This is a genomic window from Streptomyces canus (assembly GCF_030815415.1).
GTDB classification, from domain to species: Bacteria; Actinomycetota; Actinomycetes; order Streptomycetales; family Streptomycetaceae; genus Streptomyces; species Streptomyces canus_F.
On record NZ_JAUSWW010000001.1, the window covers coordinates 9,829,185 to 9,847,047 of the forward strand.

The 17,863-nt window shown below is 68.9% G+C and carries 15 protein-coding genes and 3 pseudogenes; 10 read left to right on the plus strand and 8 right to left on the minus strand.

Annotated elements, in window-relative coordinates; all coding sequences use genetic code 11:
- Nucleotides 1-39: 39 nt before the first annotated feature.
- Complete coding sequence (locus QF037_RS45830) at nt 40-1,884, minus strand: glycoside hydrolase family 15 protein (RefSeq protein WP_307035903.1); 1,845 nt, start codon at nt 1,882-1,884, stop codon at nt 40-42.
- A gap of 305 nt (nt 1,885-2,189) precedes the next feature.
- Between QF037_RS45830 and QF037_RS45835 the strand changes: the two genes are divergently transcribed.
- The 5 genes from QF037_RS45835 to QF037_RS45855 all read left to right on the plus strand — a co-directional run bounded on the left by QF037_RS45835 (nt 2,190) and on the right by QF037_RS45855 (nt 7,540).
- Nucleotides 2,190-3,482: a DUF2254 domain-containing protein gene (locus QF037_RS45835; RefSeq protein ID WP_307035905.1), complete on the plus strand. Its 1,293-nt coding sequence runs from the start codon at nt 2,190-2,192 to the stop codon at nt 3,480-3,482.
- A 45-nt stretch (nt 3,483-3,527) separates the two neighbouring features.
- Complete coding sequence (locus QF037_RS45840; RefSeq protein WP_307035907.1) at nt 3,528-3,719, plus strand: hypothetical protein; 192 nt, start codon at nt 3,528-3,530, stop codon at nt 3,717-3,719.
- A gap of 502 nt (nt 3,720-4,221) precedes the next feature.
- Nucleotides 4,222-5,586: a hypothetical protein gene (locus tag QF037_RS45845; RefSeq protein ID WP_307035910.1), complete on the plus strand. Its 1,365-nt coding sequence runs from the start codon at nt 4,222-4,224 to the stop codon at nt 5,584-5,586.
- On the plus strand, nt 5,583-6,155 hold the full coding sequence (locus QF037_RS45850; protein ID WP_307035912.1) for a potassium channel family protein: 573 nt from the start codon (nt 5,583-5,585) through the stop codon (nt 6,153-6,155). The genes QF037_RS45845 and QF037_RS45850 overlap by 4 nt, the downstream gene beginning before the upstream one ends.
- A complete protein-coding gene (locus QF037_RS45855; protein WP_307035914.1) occupies nt 6,152-7,540 on the plus strand; it encodes a chloride channel protein in 1,389 nt (462 codons plus the stop codon). The genes QF037_RS45850 and QF037_RS45855 overlap by 4 nt, the downstream gene beginning before the upstream one ends.
- Before the next feature lie 42 nt (nt 7,541-7,582).
- Here QF037_RS45855 and QF037_RS45860 read toward each other — a convergent pair whose 3' ends face one another.
- The 4 genes from QF037_RS45860 to QF037_RS45875 all read right to left on the minus strand — a co-directional run bounded on the left by QF037_RS45860 (nt 7,583) and on the right by QF037_RS45875 (nt 10,821).
- Nucleotides 7,583-7,873: an SHOCT domain-containing protein gene (locus tag QF037_RS45860; protein WP_307035916.1), complete on the minus strand. Its 291-nt coding sequence runs from the start codon at nt 7,871-7,873 to the stop codon at nt 7,583-7,585.
- 35 nt (nt 7,874-7,908) lie between these two features.
- Nucleotides 7,909-8,361, minus strand: a complete 453-nt coding sequence (locus QF037_RS45865) for a DUF6325 family protein (protein WP_307035918.1) — start codon at nt 8,359-8,361, stop codon at nt 7,909-7,911.
- Between the two features lie 554 nt (nt 8,362-8,915).
- Nucleotides 8,916-10,352 carry a DUF2252 domain-containing protein gene (locus QF037_RS45870; RefSeq protein ID WP_307035919.1) on the minus strand — a complete coding sequence of 479 codons (1,437 nt, stop codon included), beginning with the start codon at nt 10,350-10,352 and terminating at the stop codon, nt 8,916-8,918.
- Between the two features lie 142 nt (nt 10,353-10,494).
- Nucleotides 10,495-10,821 carry a carboxymuconolactone decarboxylase family protein gene (locus tag QF037_RS45875; protein WP_307035921.1) on the minus strand — a complete coding sequence of 109 codons (327 nt, stop codon included), beginning with the start codon at nt 10,819-10,821 and terminating at the stop codon, nt 10,495-10,497.
- A gap of 247 nt (nt 10,822-11,068) precedes the next feature.
- Between QF037_RS45875 and QF037_RS45880 the strand changes: the two genes are divergently transcribed.
- Complete coding sequence (locus tag QF037_RS45880; RefSeq protein ID WP_307035923.1) at nt 11,069-11,431, plus strand: amphi-Trp domain-containing protein; 363 nt, start codon at nt 11,069-11,071, stop codon at nt 11,429-11,431.
- Between the two features lie 705 nt (nt 11,432-12,136).
- On the plus strand, nt 12,137-12,832 hold the full coding sequence (locus tag QF037_RS45885) for a DUF4232 domain-containing protein (RefSeq protein ID WP_307035927.1): 696 nt from the start codon (nt 12,137-12,139) through the stop codon (nt 12,830-12,832).
- A 696-nt stretch (nt 12,833-13,528) separates the two neighbouring features.
- On the opposite strand, the gene QF037_RS45890 is transcribed toward QF037_RS45885, so the two are convergent.
- Nucleotides 13,529-14,086, minus strand: coding sequence for a hypothetical protein (locus tag QF037_RS45890; RefSeq protein WP_307035929.1), 558 nt, complete (start codon nt 14,084-14,086; stop codon nt 13,529-13,531).
- A gap of 130 nt (nt 14,087-14,216) precedes the next feature.
- Here QF037_RS45890 and QF037_RS45895 point away from each other — a divergent pair.
- Both QF037_RS45895 and QF037_RS45900 read left to right on the plus strand, forming a co-directional pair.
- Nucleotides 14,217-14,577 (plus strand): annotated as a pseudogene (locus QF037_RS45895) (helix-turn-helix domain-containing protein); the annotation flags it as partial.
- Between the two features lie 105 nt (nt 14,578-14,682).
- The gene (locus tag QF037_RS45900) at nt 14,683-15,222 is read left to right on the plus strand and encodes a hypothetical protein (RefSeq protein WP_307035932.1); all 540 of its coding nucleotides are present in this window, start codon (nt 14,683-14,685) and stop codon (nt 15,220-15,222) included.
- A 2-nt stretch (nt 15,223-15,224) separates the two neighbouring features.
- Here the strand turns inward: QF037_RS45900 and QF037_RS45905 are convergent.
- Both QF037_RS45905 and QF037_RS45910 read right to left on the minus strand, forming a co-directional pair.
- A pseudogene (locus QF037_RS45905) lies at nt 15,225-15,485 on the minus strand (hypothetical protein); the annotation flags it as partial.
- Nucleotides 15,486-15,545: 60 nt separating this feature from the next.
- A pseudogene (locus QF037_RS45910) lies at nt 15,546-16,726 on the minus strand (RNA-guided endonuclease InsQ/TnpB family protein).
- Here QF037_RS45910 and QF037_RS45915 point away from each other — a divergent pair.
- The gene (locus QF037_RS45915; protein ID WP_307035934.1) at nt 16,716-17,636 is read left to right on the plus strand and encodes an NADP-dependent oxidoreductase; all 921 of its coding nucleotides are present in this window, start codon (nt 16,716-16,718) and stop codon (nt 17,634-17,636) included. The pseudogene QF037_RS45910 and the gene QF037_RS45915 sit on opposite strands and share 11 nt — an antisense overlap.
- Nucleotides 17,637-17,863: the final 227 nt, after the last annotated feature.

Consider the following 17,863-nt stretch of genomic DNA (forward strand, 5'->3'; position numbering starts at 1 on the left):
GCGTCGAAGGGCAGCGGAGCCGGCGTTTCGGCGGTCTCCCTAGGCCGTCACGCGCTTGCTGTTGAGGGTCGCGTCGAGAGTGATGGCCGCGTCGATCAGCGCCAGGTGAGTGAAGGCCTGGGGGAAATTGCCCAGTTGACGCCCCGTCAGGGCGATCTCCTCGGAGTACAGGCCCAGATGGTTGGCGTAGGTGAGCATCTTCTCCAGCACCAGTCTGGCCTGATCCGTGCGACCGGTCCGCGCCAGGGCATCGACGTACATGAACGTGCACAGGGAGAAGGTTCCCTCGGAGCCGCGCAGTCCGTCCGGTGACGCTTCGGGGTTGTAGCGGTAGACCAGGCTGTCGCTGACCAGTTCACGCTCCATCGCGTCCATGGTGGACTTCCACATCGGGTCATCGGGCGTGATGAAGCCCACCGTCGGCATGCGCAGCAGCGACGAGTCGAGCACATCGTCGCCGTAGTGCTGCACGAAGGACTGCTTCCGCTGGTCCCATCCTTGGTCCAGGACCTGCACGTAGAGGTTGTCGCGCTCGGCCATCCAGCGGCCGCGGGCCGCCGGGCGCCCGTCGTCGTACGCGATCCGCAGGGCGCGGTCGAAAGCCACCCAGGACATCACTCGACCGTAGGTGAAGTCCTTGCGGCCGCCGCGAGTCTCCCACAGCCCTTCTCCGGGCTGGTCCCAGTGGTCGACCAGCCAGTCGAGAAGGGTGTGCAGCGCCGTCCACCCCCTGGTGTCCAGATGGATGCCGTGCTGGTGCGCGAAGTAGATGCTGTCCAGTGCCTCACCGTAGATGTCCAGTTGCAGCTGGTCCGCGGCCCCATTGCCGATACGGACGGGGGCGGAGCCGCGGTAGCCCTCCCAGTGCTTCAGCTCCTCCTCCACCAGGTCGGACGAGCCGTCGACCCGGTACATGATGTTCAGCGGCCCGGTGCCGTTGCCCTGGCCGGCCTCTTCCTTCACCCGGTTGTGGAGCCAGCTGATGAACGCCGTCGCCTCTTCTTTGAAGCCCAGGCCCAGCAACGCGTACACGGAGAAAGACGCGTCGCGGATCCAGGTGAAGCGGTAGTCCCAGTTGCGTTCGCCGCCCAGCTGCTCCGGCAACGCCGTCGTGGGGGCGGCGACCAGGGCGCCGCTCGGCGCGTAGGTCATGAGCTTGAGCGTCACGGCTGAGCGTTCGACCGCCTCGCGCCACCGGCCGGTGTAGGTGGACTGGCTGAGCCACGAGCGCCAGAAGCGGACCGTCCCGTTAAACAGCTCCTCGAACTCCGCGAGCCGCACCTCGCGGGGCGGCCCTGCGGGCGACGACTCGATGACCAGGCCGCGTTGTTGTCCCGCCTGCAAGGTCAGGGTGAAGCGCAGGTCCTTGTCGCCCGACAGAGCGTTCAGGAGCCGCTCGTCGTGCGGCTCCCGGACGGCGTGCACGGCAAGGTCCATGTCCTCCGAGCTGAACAGGGCCCCGTGCTCCGTGATGTGAAGCTCGTGCGGCTTGCGGCCGTAGTCGAAGCGGGGGGCGATCTCACCCTCGAACGTCATGCTGCCGCGCACACAGCGCAGCATGCGGACCAGCCGGTGCCGCGGCGTTGCCGTCGTCCCGGTCACCGGCATGAAGTCGACGACCTCACCGGCTCCGGCCTCCGTCATGAAGCGTGTCACCAGGACGGCGGTGTCGGGGTGGTACAGCTGCTTGGTCTCGTAGTCGCTGGCGGCGGGCCGGACGGTGAAGTGGCCGCCTTTGCGCCAGTCGAGCAGAGCGCCGAAGACGCTGGGTGAATCGAAGCGTGGACAGCAGAACCAGTCGATCGTGGCGTCGGTGGTGACCAGGGCAGCGGTCTGCAGATCACCGATCAGCCCATGGTTCTCGATCAGGGGATAGTCGTCCATCGTGAGCCCCTTTCGGCACGGGCCGACAAGGATCCGGATCCGCCTGAGCGGCCTCGCAGGGCTCCGACGCGGCGGCGAGAGAGGTCACCGGTTACGCGGCGCGCGAGGGAAATCCGGTGCCATCCGTCAGCTTAGGCCTCCGATGTGGCGCCGTCCTGCCGAGCGAAGTGGCGCGGGGAAGGCCTTCGCGCTGCCGCTGCACTCCCGCGAGAACGGCCCTAGCGTGAGAGACAGCGGTCCCGCAGACGCAGCCAGGTGCTCCGCGCGCCCATCAGTACTGGGCTCCTCCGGCAAAGGGGCGTGAAGTGAAGATCGTGGCGTCCTGGGCGGCCAGATTCAGGGTGCGGCAATACATCAAGTCAAGCCTGTGGATCGTGCCGCTGCTCGGTCTCGTCCTGGGCGGCATCCTCGCCGAATGGGCCGTCGCGGCCGACGGAACCGGGTGGCCGCCCAGCGGCTGGCACTACTCCACGAGTACGGCGAGCGGCGTGCTCACCGCCATTGTCGGGGCGATGGTGGCGTTGCTGGGCTTCGTCGTCACCATCGGCGTCCTCGTCGTCCAGCAGGCCACCGGCACGCTCTCTCCTCGCTATATGCGCCTGTGGTACCGCGACCGTCTGCAGAAGGCGGTGCTGGCGACCTTCACCGGGACCTTCGCGTTCGCCTTCTCCTTGCTGCGCAGCATCGAGGACGACTCCGTGCCCGACCTCGGAGTCACCCTGGCCGGCGGAGCGGTGGCCATCAGCCTGGTGCTCCTGCTCGTCTACCTGAACCGGTTCACGCACAGTCTGAGACCGGTGGCCATCGCCGACCTGGTCGCCCGCATGGGACGAGCCGTCTTCGGCCGCGGTGCCGTCCAGATCCGCGGCGCGGCGCCGAACGCGGACGAGCAAGTGCCGCCCGGGACTCCGGTCATGCGGATCTGTTCCGAACGCGGTGGTGCCATCCAGTCCTTCAACGTGGCCGGGCTGGTCGCCGAGGCCGCGCGTCACGACTGCGTCTTCGTCGTCACCCGGCTGATCGGAGACTTCGCGCCGCCCGATGCAGTCCTCGTGGAGGTCCACGGCGGCACGTCGCAACCCGACCCGGAACGGGTGACCGGCCTTGTCGCCCTCGGGGCCGAGCGGACCATCGAGCAGGACCCCGCCTTCGCCCTCAGGATCCTCGTCGACATCGCCATCAGGGCGCTTTCCCCCGCGGTGAACGACCCCACGACCGCGGTGCAAGTGCTCAACTACATCGAGTCGTTCCTGCACATGGTGCGCAAAGCACCCCTGCCCGGCCGCTATGTCCTGGCCGATCACCAGGGGCACCCCCGGCTCGTGCTGCTCGGGCGGGACTGGGAAAGCTACCTTCAGCTGGCCCTGTGCGAGATCCGCGACTACGGAGCGTCCTCGGTGCAGATCTGCCGTCGGCTCCGCGCGGTGCTCGACGGCCTGCTCGATACCCTCCCGCCGGAACGGCATCCCTCCGTGCGAGCCGAGTTGCGTCTGCTCCAGGAGTCGGTCGAGCGGGAGTTTCCCGACGCGGCCCGGCGCGCTGTCGCCGAGCAGGCCGACCGACAGGGCATCGGCGGGCGCTACCCCTCGCAGAAGTAGGGAGTTCGAAGGCGATCCCGTCGGGGTCGAGGGGCCCCGGGCATCGTGGGTGTGCAGCCGAGCGAGTCCGTCCTCCAGGACGGCCTCAGCCATTCCTCGGCCGTCGCGGCAGAAGTGCGGGCCATCGCCGAGTCCTGGACGGCCGTCCAGGTCACTGGACGCATCACTGTCCTGGAGCGGCCGCTGTGGCGTGCCGCTTGCAGGTCCGCGAGCCGGTCGCCGCGGGCGCACGGGTGAAGGGGTACGGCCCGGCTCCCCATGGACTGCGTGAACCGGACCGGCGGGCCCTCGGCGCCGGCGTGATCGGGGAGGGGGCCATCCGGGGGCGCGGCTGCTTCGACCGGGCCGACGCGACGACCGATGCTCTTGCACCGGCGGCGTAGCCATCGTGACCCCGACGGGCGATTCCATGGCCGACGGCGCCGAACCCGTGCGCTCGCGGCGGCTGCAACGTGTATCCGCGCTAGGTCGAACAGGCCCGCCATCCTCGTGAGGTCGCGTCACTGCTCGGGCCCAACGGATCAGAGCGTGACGTTCATCCGACCAGCCGTATCGGGCCGCGCGAATCCCGGCCCCGTCCTTCGGCGGAGCGAGGACGGCGGCCCTATCAGGGCGCGCCGCAAACGGGCGGCGCGACGCGGCTCCGGTCGCGGGACCTGCCGGGAGCGCCTTTGCTGGACTGGCGGCGGTTGCTCCGTCGCTCTCGGTCACCCTCGAAGTTTCCTTGCAGGAGAACCGTATGGAAGCTCAGCCCAGCCGGCCGGATCCGTCACCCGGCGCGCCTTCTCCGCAAGCGCGGGGGGACGAGTTGGCGGATCTGCAGCGCCGGATCGCGGAGCTGGAGGGCGGCGGGAGACCGCGTCGGCACCGCTGGCGGTCGTTTCTGTCCGCCGTGCTGGTGGTCCTGGCCGCGCTGCTGTCCGTGCTGTCGGTCGTCGCGGTGTGGGCCAACAGCATGGTCGAGGACACCGACCGATATGTCGACACCGTCGCGCCGCTCGCCACGGACCCGGCGGTGCAGACGGCGGTGACCAATCGCGCCACGACGGTGATCCTTGAGCAGATCGACGTGAAGGCCCTGGTGGCAGAGCTCTCCACAGCAGTTCGGCAGGAAGGGAACCGTCCCGCCGCCGCGAAACTCATCGGCGAGCTGAGCGGCCCCATCGAGAACGGTCTCAAGGCGTTGGTGAGCACCACGGTCCAGCGGCTCGTGTCGAGTTCCGCCTTCGAAACGCTGTGGACAGACGCCAACCGCGTCGCACACCGGTCCTTGGACAAGGCGCTCACGGGCAAAGGCGGCGGCGCCGTCACCCTCAAGGACGATCAGGTGGCCATCGATGTCGGCCCCATCGTGGAGCGGGCCAAGAACGAGCTGGTGAAATCCGGCTTCTCCCGCGCGGGGCGCATCCCCCAGGTGCACAGCGAATTCGTCGTCTTCTCCTCGGAGGAGCTCGCCAAGGTCAAGACGTTCACCCGGATTCTGCAGATCGTCGGCTCGTGGCTTCCGGTGATCACCGTGCTGATCGCCGCCGCCGGGGTTGTCCTGGCGGCCCACCGGCGGCGTGTCCTGGTGGCGGCGGCGCTTGCCGTGGCCTTCGGCATGCTGGTTCTCGGAGTGAGCCTGGCCGTCTTCCGCGGAATCTACCTCGACCGCCTGCCGGCCGGGATGTCGCAGGACGCGGCGGCCGCCGTGTTCGACGCGCTCGTCAGGTTCCTGCGGGCCACAGTCCGTGCGGTGGCTGCCGTCGCCCTGGTGACAGCCTGCGGTGCCTTCCTGACCGGGCCGTCGCGCGCGGCGGTCACGATCCGGCAGGCGTGCGCCAGCGGCATCGCGTCCATGCGCGGGGTCGCCGGCTCGGCAGGCCTGCGGCTCGGCGCGACGGGCCGCTTCGTACATCGCCACAAGCGCTTGATCGGCGGGCTGATCCTCCTGATCGCGCTGATCGTCCTCGTCGCCTGGTCGTATCCGAGCACGGTGGTCGTGCTGTGGATCGTGGCCGCGGTCCTGGCCGCCTTCGCCGTGCGCGAGTTCCTCGACGAGGCCGACGACGCGGCGGACGGGACCGGGCGGGATGGCCGCGAGAAGGAGCCGCAGCCTTCATGAGCACGCCCCAGGAGAGCGACCGGGGCCGCCGGGTGCGCCCGCACCGCGTGCGCCTGCTCCTGCCGCTCCTGCGTTCCCTGGCCGCGGTGACAGCCTCCACCCTGGCGTACTACCTGCTCCCCTTGGACCGTGATCTGGACCAGCACACCGCCACGGTGCTGGGCATGGGCCTGCTGGGCATCGGCGCACTGCTTGCCGTGCAAGCGGTGAGCATCATCGGTTCGTCGCATCCTCGGCTGCGCGCCATCGAGGCGCTGACCACTGCCGTTCCTCTCTTTCTGCTGCTGTTCTCGGCCACCTACTTCCTGTACGCGCAAGAGCAAGGAGCGCACTCCTTCTCCGAACCGCTCAGCAGGAACGACGCCTTGTACTTCACGGTGACTGTCTTCGCGACCGTCGGCTTCGGCGACATCGTGCCCGTCTCGCAAACAGCGCGAGTCCTGACCACGTGCCAGATGGTGGCCGACCTCATCCTCGTAGGCATGATCGCGAAGATCATGGTCGGGGCGGTCCGGCTCGGACTGGAGCGACGTCAGTCCTCGCCCGCGCCGGAGGAGCGTGCGCCATGACTCCCGACCCTGGTTCCGAATCCCCCGAATCTGTCGAATCACCGGAAGCCGACCGACTGCGCGACCTTCTGCGTACGCCCGCATACCGCAAGCTCCTGATCTTCAGCGCGCTGATCGGCATTCCGATCTCCCTGGCGGCCTTCGGGTTCCTCGTCGGCCTGCACGAGCTGGAGCACGCGATCTGGGCGGACCTGCCGAAGGCCTGGGGCTGGGACACCCCGCCGGCCTGGTGGCCACTGCCGCTGCTCGCCGTCGCCGGGCTCATCGTGGGGCTGGTGGCGACCCACCTGCCCGGCGCCGGCGGTCACGTCCCCGCGTACGGCCTGCAAGCGGGCGGCGCCTCGGCGGCCGCGCTGCCAGGAGTGATCATCGCTGCGACCGCGAGCCTGCCGCTCGGTGCCGCCCTCGGCCCGGAGGCACCCCTGATCGCCCTCGGTGCCGGTCTGGCCGTGCTGTTCCGGCAGCTCGTCCGCGCCCCCGCCACGCCGCAGGGCACCGCGCTGCTGTACGCGGCAGGCGCGGCGGCAGCCATCGCCGCCATCTTCGGCAATCCGCTCATCGCCGCGGTCCTTCTGATCGAAGTGGCGGGCGTGGGCGGTCCACAACTGTTCATCGTCATGCTCCCCGCGCTGCTGTCGAGCGGCGTCGGAGCCGTGGTGTTCACGGGCTTCGGACGCTGGACGGGCCTTGAGACCGGCAGTCTCTCCGTCCACTTCCCCACATCGCCCCCGCGTCTGGACACCGGTGATGTGGTGTGGTCGATCGTGCTGGCGGCAGGCGTCGGTGCGCTGCTGCACCTGGTGATCATCGGTGGTCGGCTGACCGCCGCTTTCGTGGCGGACTCCCCGTTGGTCAGGACGGTGACCTGCGCGGTCGCCGCAGGGGGCTGCGCCGCCCTCTACGCGCTCATCACGGGCCGCACCCCGGTCGAGGTCGCCTCGTCCGGACAGGCCACGCTGGCCGGACTCGCGGCCGATCCCCATGCCTGGGGCGTCGGCGCACTTCTGGCCGTCCTGCTGTTCAAATCCGCCGCGTACGCCCTGTGCCTGGGGAGTCTCCGCGGTGGCCTGGTCTTTCCCGCGCTCTTTTTGGGCGCGGCGGCAGGAGTGCTGCTCGCGCCGCTGCCGGGCCTAGGGGTGATCCCCGGTGTCGCTGTCGGCATGGCCGCGGCGTCGGCAGCCGCCCTGCGGCTCCCGGTCAGCAGCGTGGCCCTGGTGGTGCTGGTGCTCGGCAACTCCGAGACGATCCCTGTGGTGATCCTGGCGTCCGTGACGTCCTTCGTCACCGCCGAGTTGCTCCCGAAGGGACCGTCGGCCGCTACGGGCCGCCCACGTGAGAAGGCCGCCGCGCGCCGCCCACAGGAGAAGACTGCGGGCGGCGCGTAGGCGGGAGGACCCTCGATCGGACGCGGAGGAGTTTCGTCCGGTTCAGAGTGCGAGGATGCGGCTCTTCTGGGCTGCGAACTCAGCCTCGGAGAGCACCCCTTGCTCCTTGAGCTGAGCGAGCTCCTTCAACTGAGAGATCTTCGTGTCCATCGACGCCGCGGCCGCCGGCTCGGGTGCGGGCGCCGGAGCACTGGAGGCCGGCGCTACGGCAGGCTGCCCGTAGTCCTGCTGCGCCCAACGGCCGGCCTGGCGTCGTGACACCCGGTTGGAGACGGCGGTGGCGGTACCGGAGATGACGGCGGTGCGGGCGACCCCGCGGAGCAGACCAGGCATGACAGGTGTCCTTGTCGTCGGGCGGGCGTGGGCCGCTAGGAGGCGGACCGGGACTCGGTGGCTTCCAGAGTCGCCAGGAGGTCCTCGACCGGGATCCTGCCGTTGGCCACCATCCTGGCTCCGCCGCGCCGCAGGGCCGCTGCCAGCGGCGCCGCCCACACGTTCTCGTACACGATGACGCCCGCGGAGTTGCCGGGTTCAAGAACGGCGGCGGCCTCCTGGAGGTCGTCCTCGCCGAGCAGGCCCGAGGAGGCGCCCTCGAACACGGCCAAGTCGAGTTCCCCGTCGCCGTCCATGTCGGTGAGCTGGAGCGCTCTGACCGAGCCGTCCTCGTCCTTGCGGACGAAGGACAGGTCGAGGACACGGATGATGTGCCGATCGACGAGGTCGAGCAGGAGCGGCAGGCCTTCGCCGGTCATGCGATTACCGGGGAATTCCAGGATCAGGTAATCGACAGGTCCCACCTCGGACAATGCGTCGACGCTCATACCGAACTCCTCGCCTGGCGGCCTGCGGCCTCCGTCGGCGCGACAGTCGCGCGCCGCCGATCGTGCTCGTTTCCGCCTTCAATTCCAACACCGCGGGACCTCGCACGCACCTTCGGGCGGCCGTAGACCAGTGAACCCCTCACCGCGGTGTGGTGCCGCCAGCACATCACCGGCGCACTGGGCCTGCGCAGCGGTGGTCACGGTGGGGGATCGGCTGGGCTGTCAGGCAGCCGATCCTGCGCTTCCCGCGCTTCTCTGCGCAGGGGAGACGAGGGTCCCGGCGACGACGCCGAAGGAGAGCTTCACCAGTCGAAGAGCATGCTCGCGGCCATCGCTGGCGCCGACAGGTGTTCGATGATGGTCTGCGGTGGCACTTCACGGTCGTACGCGCAGGCGAGCCGCAGTGGGGCCGCTTCGAGGCGTCACGCGCCGCTCTTCAGTCACGTGGGGCCAACTGGCCCATATGAGGGGCCGCTGAGTGACGTCAGAGCCACCCTTGCAGGAGCGGCGGAAGAACATACGCGTGCGGGGTGAGCCGGGTCTCCTGTCGCGGGTCAGGCTGCCGGCAGCTCCTGCGCGGGCAGCCGGCCCGCCCGTACCGCGTCGAGCAGAGCCTGGTGGTCCCGCTCGTTCTGGTCGGCGTATGACTCGGCGAAGGAGGTGAGCGCGCGGTCGAAGGAGTCGCCGCTGCCCAGGTAAGCGGCGATCGCGATGCGGTCGCCGGACCGCGCGTGCGCACGCGCCAGCGTGGCCCCGCACAGTTCGCCGAACGCCTGCATGTCCTTCGGCCGCATCCTCTCCGGTATGGCGATGCCCTTCCAGTCGCGCAGCTGGCGGACGTAGAAGTCGCGTTGTTTGCCGTCGATCCCGTCCACCCGCTCCCAGCCGAGGAAGATGTCGCTGGTGGCCTGCATCAGCCGCTGGCCCGAGACCACCCGCTCGCCCTGGTTGCGGTATTGGCTTGCGCCGACGTGTGCGGCGAGCACGGAGGTGTCGGCCTCCTTGGCCTGGAGGAAGAGCGGGTCCTGGTCGTCGCGGCCGAGGAGCAGGAAGATCCAGCATCGGGTGCCGACGCTGCCGACGCCGACCACCTTGCGGGCGACGTCGGCCAGTCGGTAGTCCTCCAGGAGCGTGCGCCGGTTGGAGGCGAGCGTGCGACCGTACCGCTCGATCAGACCGCGGAACTGGCGCTCCAGCGCGCTGCGTTTCACGTCCGGCAGCAGGTCGCCGGCCGGGACGAGCAGCGGGGGATCCGCCGCGATCCTGGGTCGGCCGTCGACCGTCTCGGTGAGCTTGTCGAATGCCTGGAGGCTGTCGCGGGTGCGGGCCTTCGCGATGGCGTGGGCCAGGTTCTTGCGCCCGCGCTTCGTTGCCTGGAGCCGGCCTGAGGCCAGTGATTCGAGGAGGTCCGCGTCGATCTTCGTGTACCAGACGTCCAGGTTGCTCGTTTCTGCGAAGCGGATCATCGCCTTGCGGTACGAGCGGACCGTGGCGCGCACGATGCGGGCGCGTTCGTCGTCGTCGAAGCCGTTCTCCCGGCCCGCGATGACGAAGCTCGCCGACAGGCGCTTGACGTCCCACTCCCAAGGGCCCGGCAGCGTCTCGTCGAAGTCGTTGATGTCGAACACCAACTGCCGTTCCGGTGAGGCGAGCAGACGGAAGTTCAACAGATGTGCGTCCCCGCACAGTTGGGCCCTGAGTCCCGAGACCGGGCTGTCGGCCAGGTCGGACGCCATGATCGCGGCGGCGCCCCGGTAGAAGCGGAACGGGGACTCCATCATCCGGGCGTAGCGGATCGGGACGAGTTCGGGCACCCGTGCCTCGGACTGCGCCTGAAGAATGGACAGCGGGTCCGGCCGGTCGGGAGACGGCGTGTACACGGCGTGGCCCGACCGCGGCGAGCGGCGCCGTGCCTCCTTGCCGAGAGCCGCGCGGTTCTCGGGCGTGGCGTGCGGTGCGGCACGCATGGCCGTGGTCGCGTTCTGGGACATCGGAGACGCTCCTGCCTGGTCTTGCCTGCCCTGCCGCCATGGGGACGCCCGGCACGGGGCACGTCGTACCCGGCGGGCAGATCCTTGGCCCTCTGTCCCATGCCGGCCGTGCGGACTACCGATGCCGGGCGGGCGGCTGCTCTCAGCCCTGGGCTGCGATCTCGGCATCGGCGACGGCGATGGCCATGCCGAGCGCCGTGGCGATGTTGCCCGCGGCCGTCATGACGCGGGCGGTGCCCACGATGGGTGCGATGGCGACCAGGACGTCCTGCAGTTGTTCGACGGTCAGGCCGGTTTTGATGGCCGGGTCGATATGGGCCGCGTAGGAGATGGGCGGGGCGTCCGAGGCGGCGAGTGCCGCGATGCGCGTGAGGATGAGCGCGTCCGGGGCCAGTCCGCACCGCTCGACCGAGTCGACCGTCATGGCGGCGAGGGTGTCCAGGACAGGAGTGTCCGATGCAGTGGACATGGCGTATGCCCTCCTGGTGAGTGTCGAGCCCGAAGGGGCGTGAGGCGGAAGAACCGCATTCCGCACACGGGGCCCCTCAACCGTAGATCCCCTTCCGGCCTCGCGCATCGTGTGCCGTCGCTGCGCGCACCCCCGACGTGCGCGTCGCACCCGAGGGGACGAGATTGGAGGGAATCCGCCGGTCGGATGTGAACGGCGGTTGTGCGGAGCTGCCCGGCACCCAGGCAGTCTGCGGATCGGAGACACCATGGACCTCAAGTTCGAGCGGAAGCGCTCCCTGTCACGCCTTGAGGCGGCTGACCAACTAGCTGCACTGGCCGACGCGCTACGGAAGGGCGGGGAGGCCGAAGTGGAACTCAGCCCTGGAACGCTGAGCCTGCGGATCCCCGACGACCTTCGTAGCGAGATAGAGGTCGAGATCGGTGATGGGGAGATCGAGCTGGAGATCGAGTTCACGTGGCCGACCACACCGCCCGGGTCGCCGACGGCGTCCGGCGCTAAGGAGGCCACCACGCGCACGCGCAAGAGGGCGCCCGCCAAGCCGAGGCGCAGCGCTACGAGCAGCAACAGCGGCACAGGCACGAAGCGGTCCGCGACGAAAAAGCCGTGAGTCTGCCGGCCATCGGGCGTGGGTACCGTGGTGGCGTTTCTCCCGCAACCGCACTGGAACAGCTACGCCGTACCTCTCGACGTTGACACCCTCTCCCGCGCCGAGTCGGTGGCGTTGCTGCGCGCTCAGGGTGCGGGCTTGACCGACGCGGACGCCGACGAGATCGCCGCGACCCTGGACGATGCTCCACCTCGTCCACTGCGGGGACTGCTATGCCCTGAGCCTCGGCCTGTCTGAGATCGCGCGCGCCCACCTATGCACCGCCCCCCACAGCCAGGTGCGCGTCTTCGACGACGCAGCCGACGACTTGACCTTCTACGGACCGTCGGGACGTGCCGCCGTGCTGGCCGAGGCCGACGCCTTCCTCACGGGCCTGGCTGGACGGGCTCGGCCTGCTGCCCTCACTGTGCTGGCGCCCCTGAAGACGACGAGCCCGGCCGTCGACGCCGTCTACGAACGACGCTCGGTCGTCGTCACCAGCAATCTCCACCCCTCCACAGCACTTGTTCGGCGAAGCGTCACGGGTTCAAAGGCCGCGGGTCGGGAGCTCGGTCTGTCGGGGCGTTCCACGGTGGTTGTGGCCGGATTTCGTCACCGGTGGGTCACAGGTCGGAGTGGGGGAGAACTGCTGGCTCCACGGTTTTGTCTGGTTCGACGAGGGCGGCGAGGAGCCGTGCTCCGGACAACTGGGACTCGGGGGACAGCATGCGGTACGTGAACGGAATGCGCGGTGCGGTGGTGGCAGTGGTCGTGAGTTCGGCGGCGCTGGCGGTGGCGGGGTGTCAGCCCGGTGGGGGCGGTGCGGACACCGCAGGCGGCGGTGTCACCCCGTCCGGGGCCGTCAGCTCAGCGGCCTCCTCCACGCCCGGCGCCTCGAAGCCTGGCAGCTCCGCCTCCGGTTCCTCCTCGCCCGCTGTCTCCGCACCCCCGTCGTCCGCACCCGCTCCGGGCGGTTCGGCGGGGACCTGTTCCGCTGGCAGTCTGAAGGCGACCGCCCGTCAGGCCGCCGTGCGGCCGGCCGGTACGGGGACCGGGGCCGCCGTCGTCGAGTTCACCAACGTGTCCGGACGGACGTGCGTCCTCGAGGGGCACCCCGCGGTGGCAGGCGCAGGGAACGGCTCTCCCGAGATGAACGTGCCGCTCACCGTCAAGCCGACCGGAGCCGCGGCGCCGGTGAAGGTTGCCCCCGGCGGCAAGGCGTGGGTGAAGCTGACGTTCGTGCAGGTGCAGGGAGAGGCCGACGGGTACTGCGTGTCCGGTTCGGCGCCCGTGGTGTATCCCACGATGGTCGTCCGGCTGCCGGGGTCCGGGGCGTACCAGGTGGCTCTGGACGACGGGCAGTTCGCCGAGTGCGACGACACGGTGACCGTCACCGCCGTATCGGCGGTCAGGCCTTCTTGACCGATTCCAGCCGCAGCACCAGCGCGCGCAGCAGGACGAAGTCGAGCGGAGCGGTGTCCGGCAGCACTGCTCACCCGACTGGAGAAGCAGACGTGGCACGAAGTCCGCACCCTGCGCTGCTCCTACAACAAGGCGTGGCCGACCGATGGTGAAGAGCCCGCCTGGCGTACCGCTGCCGGTCCGGGCCTCGCTCAACCCCTGAAGACGTGTCCGCGCTCATGCAATGTCCAACACTTGAGTTGCGTTGTAATCCGGCGCGGATGTGACGCCAGCCGGCCGGCCGTGTTTCTTGCCAGCGCATCGGATCCGGGGTGTCGGCTGCGCGTCGGATCTTCTCTCGCGTACCGGACGTGCCGGTGCAGCACCGCCAGGGCTCGGCACCAGGCGTAGGGGGTGGTAGGTGGCGGGAGACTGCTCGGGTTGATAGTGCGGGCCAGTTCGCACACGACGCCGGCTCGCTCACCTTCCGTCAGGCCGGGTACGTCGGCCGGGAGCTTCTTCCTGAAGGCGACGTCCTTCTGCGCCCGGTAACGGGCAGTGAGCCTTTTCCCACCTGTCGTTTCGACTGCTCAGCGGAGCCTCTCCGGCATCCGTAGAACTGGCGATCTGTCATCAGGAGAACTCTGAGTAGTTCCTAAGGCAGCGGTGCATCCACCTGGACAATCCCGGCAGCGACGCACCGCTGCCACAGCCTTCTCAGTACGGCGCCATCACCGAGTCGCCGATCACCCGCAACCCGACTTGGGCTGCCAGCCACGGTGCACGTTCGGCCTCGACCTGCGTGACGTGGACGAAAACGGTGTAGTCGGCCGCAGGCTCCTCAAGGTCGAGGTCTCGGGCATGGACACACAGCGTGACGAATGCTCCGCGGGTACCGCCCACTCCCAGATCTACCTCGGGAGCCTCGGGCCAGGCGTTGAAGTCCCACCGCACCGTCGCTGGGCTGTCGCCAACCGCCTGGAGGAATGGCTTCACCGTCCCCGGTGCCCCGGCCCAGCCTCGCAGCCGGATGGGCAAGAAGGCCGACGGATCATCCATACGCTCCGACGAACCGCCCCTCCCTCCTTCCGCCCACCACTCGGCATCCGGCAACACGGCCAGCACCGCCGAAAGCGAGCGAGTCGAGGAGATTCGCACATCGAAATCGACTTCAAGATCGCCCAGGTCGGCGATCCCAAGCAGCCTCTCGACGGTGCGGAACCCCTCGGATAGGTCCGCTGTTCTCAGGATGGGCTGCGCGTAGGAGTTGGACACGACGACCAGTGTGCCACTGAAAGGCGTTGCCCAACTTGTGCGGCGAGCCCGCCGGTTGAGCTGACAGCCAGATGAATCCCCTGGTAGATGGGTTCTTGACCAAGAGATCCGTCTCCACCAGAGGCTTCGCATGCTCGTCTATCCGTCCGGGATCGACGTCTCAGCTCCGCCCTGCGCTTCTTGTCCGCCCGGCTACGGGACCATCGCCAGCGCGGCACCCGCTGGCGTCGGCCGAGCACAGGCCGTCAGGCCCTGCTCGCCCTCGCCCACCTGCGGTGCGGGCACACCTACGGCCAGCTCGCCGCAGGCTTCGGCGCCGGCACCACCACCGCCTACCGGTACATCACCGAGGCCGTCTACGTGCTGTCCGCGCTCGCCCCGAACCTGGCCTCCGCGGTCAAGACCGCAACTGCCAATGCGTACGTGATCCTCAACGGGACGCTGTTGCCGACGGCCGTCTGCTCTGGGCCTCGCCCGCCCTGCCCGGCGCCTGACGCAGCCTTGGCTGGCCTGTCTCGCTGATGCGGTCGGGCTATGGGCGAGACCATGCGTAAACTTTTGTTTCCATCTAGTGATTTGGAAACTATAGTTGTCACATGATGATCTCTGAGATCACCCCGGAAGAGCAGGCAGAACTCGACAAGGCGCTGTACGACGCCTTGAATCCGCTGGCCTCGGCGATTCGCTGCCAACAGACCGGGCTGCCCGCGGATCGTATGTGGGAAGCGGATCCCATCGAAGTGGCACTGTCCATCCTGGCCGCGTGGAAGGTGATGGATGCCGAGGTCAGGCGGTTGACCGCCCACGCGGCAGCAACCGCTGGCTCCTACGGCGCCAGTTACGAGCAGATGGGGGCTGTCTGGGGCATCACCCGGCAGGGTGCCCGAAAGAAATGGCCCGACGCCATCAGCCGCTCAGCGCCCGCTACAGCGGGCAGGAGCACGCTCGCGCTCTTCGGGGGGACTGCCGAACTGGTACAGGCGTCTTCCGGTGACTGGAGTTGGACAGGCGTGGGCGCTGATGGAGCATCCGCCACGGTTACAGATGGGACGCGCTACGCGACCGCGGAAGAAGCCGCAGCCCATGCGGGCGTTTTCCTAAAAGAACACGCCCTCGACGCAGTTGACCGTTCCTAGCATTAGGCAACGTTCGCCCTGTTCACGACCTTGCGGAGGCGTTCGTTGAACGCGTGCTTGTTCCGCCAGATGATGTAGCGCGAGACGGTGAATTGGGCCTGGATGCGGTTGAGCCAGGAGCTATTGGTCGGGGTGTAGGCGATCTCGACGTCGTTCGCCGCTGCCCACGTGCCGACCCGCTGGCAACGCCTCGTCGTCAGGTGCGGGGGGTACTTGTCGCAGACGATCGCGATGCGCACGCCCGTCGGATGCAGCGAGCGCAGTTGACTTGCTCCTCGGGCTGAAGCCCGGGGATTCTGGCCTTCCGTTCCGTTGCTGTGCCGCTACGCGGCACGGGGTTCGGGCGGGAATCCGTGGCTTCCTGCTTCGTCGCGCTGTGCCGGGACGAGTCCTGGTCTTACCTGCGCTCCACAGGCTGTAACCGCCAGTCCGGCGGCCGTTTTGACGTTCTTCGCGGCGTTGTGGTCCCGGTCATGGACCGCACCGCAGGCGGTACAGGTCCAGTTCCGGATGTGCAGGGGCTTGGGGCCGTCCTTGGTCCGGCACTGCGAGCAGACCTGGCTGGTCGGTGTGAACCGGCCGATCTTGATCAGGGTCCGCCCGTACCGAGCCGCTTTGTACTCCAGCATGTTGATGAACGACGACCATCCGGCGTCGTGCACGGACTTGGCCAGCTTCGTGCGTGCCAGTCCCGCCACCGACAGATCTTCCACGGCTATCCCTTGGTTCTCGGAGATCAGCTGGGTGTGGAGAGCTGGTGGTGGAACTCACGGCGGGCGTCCGTCACTTGTGCGTGGGCGCGGGCGACCTTGAGTCGCGCCTTCTCGCGGTTCTTGGATCCCTTCTGTTTGCGGGACAGCTCGCGTTGGGCCTTCTTCAGCTTCTTCTCCGCGCGGCGCAGGAACCTGGGGGAGTCGATCTTCGTGCCGTCGGACAGGACGGCGAAATGGGTCAGTCCGAGGTCGATGCCGACCATCTGGTCACCGCCGGGCATCCGGGCGGCGTCGGCGGCCGGGTCGGTGTCGATGACGAACGAGGCGAAAAACCTGCCGGCCGCGTCCTTGATGACGGTGACCGAGGTCGGGGTGGCGGGCAGGGTGCGGGACCACTTCACCTTCACCGCGCCGATCTTCGGCAGGTTCAGCCGGCCGCTGTCGGTGAGGTGCCAGCGGGCGTTGGCGGTGAACCGGATCGACTGCCGGGCGTCTTTACGGGACTTGTAGCGGGGCGGGCCGATCTTGGGGCCCTTGCGGGTGCCTTTGAGGGAGGCGAAGAAGTTGCGGTACGCAGTCTCGGCGTCGCGCAGGGACTGCTGCAGGACGACCGCGGAGACCTCACCCAGCCAGGACCGCTCCACGGTCTGTTTCGCCTGGGTGATCAGGCGGGTGGACAGCTCGCCGATCTTCGGGAACGGCTGCTGGGCCGCTCTGGCGTCCTCGCGGGCCCGCACCGCGTCGGCCCGACACCCCTCATGACCACCGTAAGGAACCGCCATGCAAGCCATCACCGTCCGCGACCGTGCCGCCGGATCCGCCGGACTGTCCCTGACGGACATCCCCTACCCGCACGCCGCCGAGAACGACGTCATCGTGGGGGTGCATGCCGCAGGGTTCACCCCTGGTGAACTCGACTGGCCGGCGACGTGGTCCGACCGCGCCGGCCGCGACCGCACCCCGAGTGTCCCCGGGCACGAGCTGTCGGGCGTCGTCGTAGAACTGGGATACGGAACGACCGGACTCACCGTGGGCCAGCGGGTGTTCGGACTGTGCGACGGGGCCCGCGACGGTTCATTGGCCGAGTACGTCGCAGTGGAGGCACGCAACCTCGCCCCGCTTCCGGCGGACGTGGACCACACCGCGGCGGCCGCGCTGGCGATCTCCGGGCTGACCGCGTGGCAGGGCCTGTTCGACCACGGCCGCCTCATGACGGGCCAGACCGTCCTGATTCACGGCGCGACGGGCGGTGTCGGGTCGATCGCCGTGCAACTCGCGCGCGAGGCCGGAGCCCGAGTCATCGGCAGCGGCAGGGCGGCCTCCAGAGAGTCGGCCCTCGGTCTCGGCGTGGATGAGTTCCTGGACCTGCAGAGCGACGCCGTGGAGGATGTCGGTGAAGTCGACCTCGTCTTCGACGTGCTCGGTGGCGAGATCCTCGACCGCTCGACCGCCCTGGTACGCGCCAGCGGCACCCTCGTCACCATCGCCGAGCCTCTCAGGATTCAGCCCGAGAACGGACAGGCCGTCTTCTTCGTGGTCGAACCCGATCGCGTCCGGCTCGCGGACCTGGCCCAGCGACTGCGGGAGAGGCGGCTCAAGCCGATCGTCGGAGACGTACGACCGCTCTGCGAGGCACCCGCCGCCTTCGCACCCGGGCGACGCAACCCCGGCAAGACGATCATCCGGGTCACGGAGGGCTGACGGGGCAGGACGAATGGTCCATCGAGGTCCGGGTCCTCATCCCCAAACCGGGGCGGGAAGGCGACGTGGAGCCCACGGACGGGATCTGCCCTTCACCCTGTGTGTCAGTGGTGGGTGGTAGGGGCGGGGGCGGATCGAGTGCTGTCTGATGTGGGGCTGTGGCACGATGCCGCAGTGATCGCCTCAGCCGTACCGCCCGTCGTTCCTGCAGGCCACTTGGCCGAGCG

Bases quoted from the DNA above. Each gene is read 5' to 3' on its own strand.
- QF037_RS45865 (WP_307035918.1), bottom strand. From the start codon at position 8,361: ATGAGCGTCGACGCATTGTCCGAGGTGGGACCTGTCGATTACCTGATC.
- QF037_RS45860 (WP_307035916.1), bottom strand. From the start codon at position 7,873: ATGCCTGGTCTGCTCCGCGGGGTCGCCCGCACCGCCGTCATCTCCGGT.
- QF037_RS45915 (WP_307035934.1), top strand. From the start codon at position 16,716: ATGCAAGCCATCACCGTCCGCGACCGTGCCGCCGGATCCGCCGGACTG.
- QF037_RS45880 (WP_307035923.1), top strand. From the start codon at position 11,069: ATGGACCTCAAGTTCGAGCGGAAGCGCTCCCTGTCACGCCTTGAGGCG.
- QF037_RS45885 (WP_307035927.1), top strand. From the start codon at position 12,137: ATGCGGTACGTGAACGGAATGCGCGGTGCGGTGGTGGCAGTGGTCGTG.
- QF037_RS45830 (WP_307035903.1), bottom strand. From the start codon at position 1,884: ATGGACGACTATCCCCTGATCGAGAACCATGGGCTGATCGGTGATCTG.
- QF037_RS45845 (WP_307035910.1), top strand. From the start codon at position 4,222: ATGGAAGCTCAGCCCAGCCGGCCGGATCCGTCACCCGGCGCGCCTTCT.
- QF037_RS45875 (WP_307035921.1), bottom strand. From the start codon at position 10,821: ATGTCCACTGCATCGGACACTCCTGTCCTGGACACCCTCGCCGCCATG.
- QF037_RS45870 (WP_307035919.1), bottom strand. From the start codon at position 10,352: ATGTCCCAGAACGCGACCACGGCCATGCGTGCCGCACCGCACGCCACG.
- QF037_RS45855 (WP_307035914.1), top strand. From the start codon at position 6,152: ATGACTCCCGACCCTGGTTCCGAATCCCCCGAATCTGTCGAATCACCG.
- QF037_RS45850 (WP_307035912.1), top strand. From the start codon at position 5,583: ATGAGCACGCCCCAGGAGAGCGACCGGGGCCGCCGGGTGCGCCCGCAC.
- QF037_RS45900 (WP_307035932.1), top strand. From the start codon at position 14,683: ATGATGATCTCTGAGATCACCCCGGAAGAGCAGGCAGAACTCGACAAG.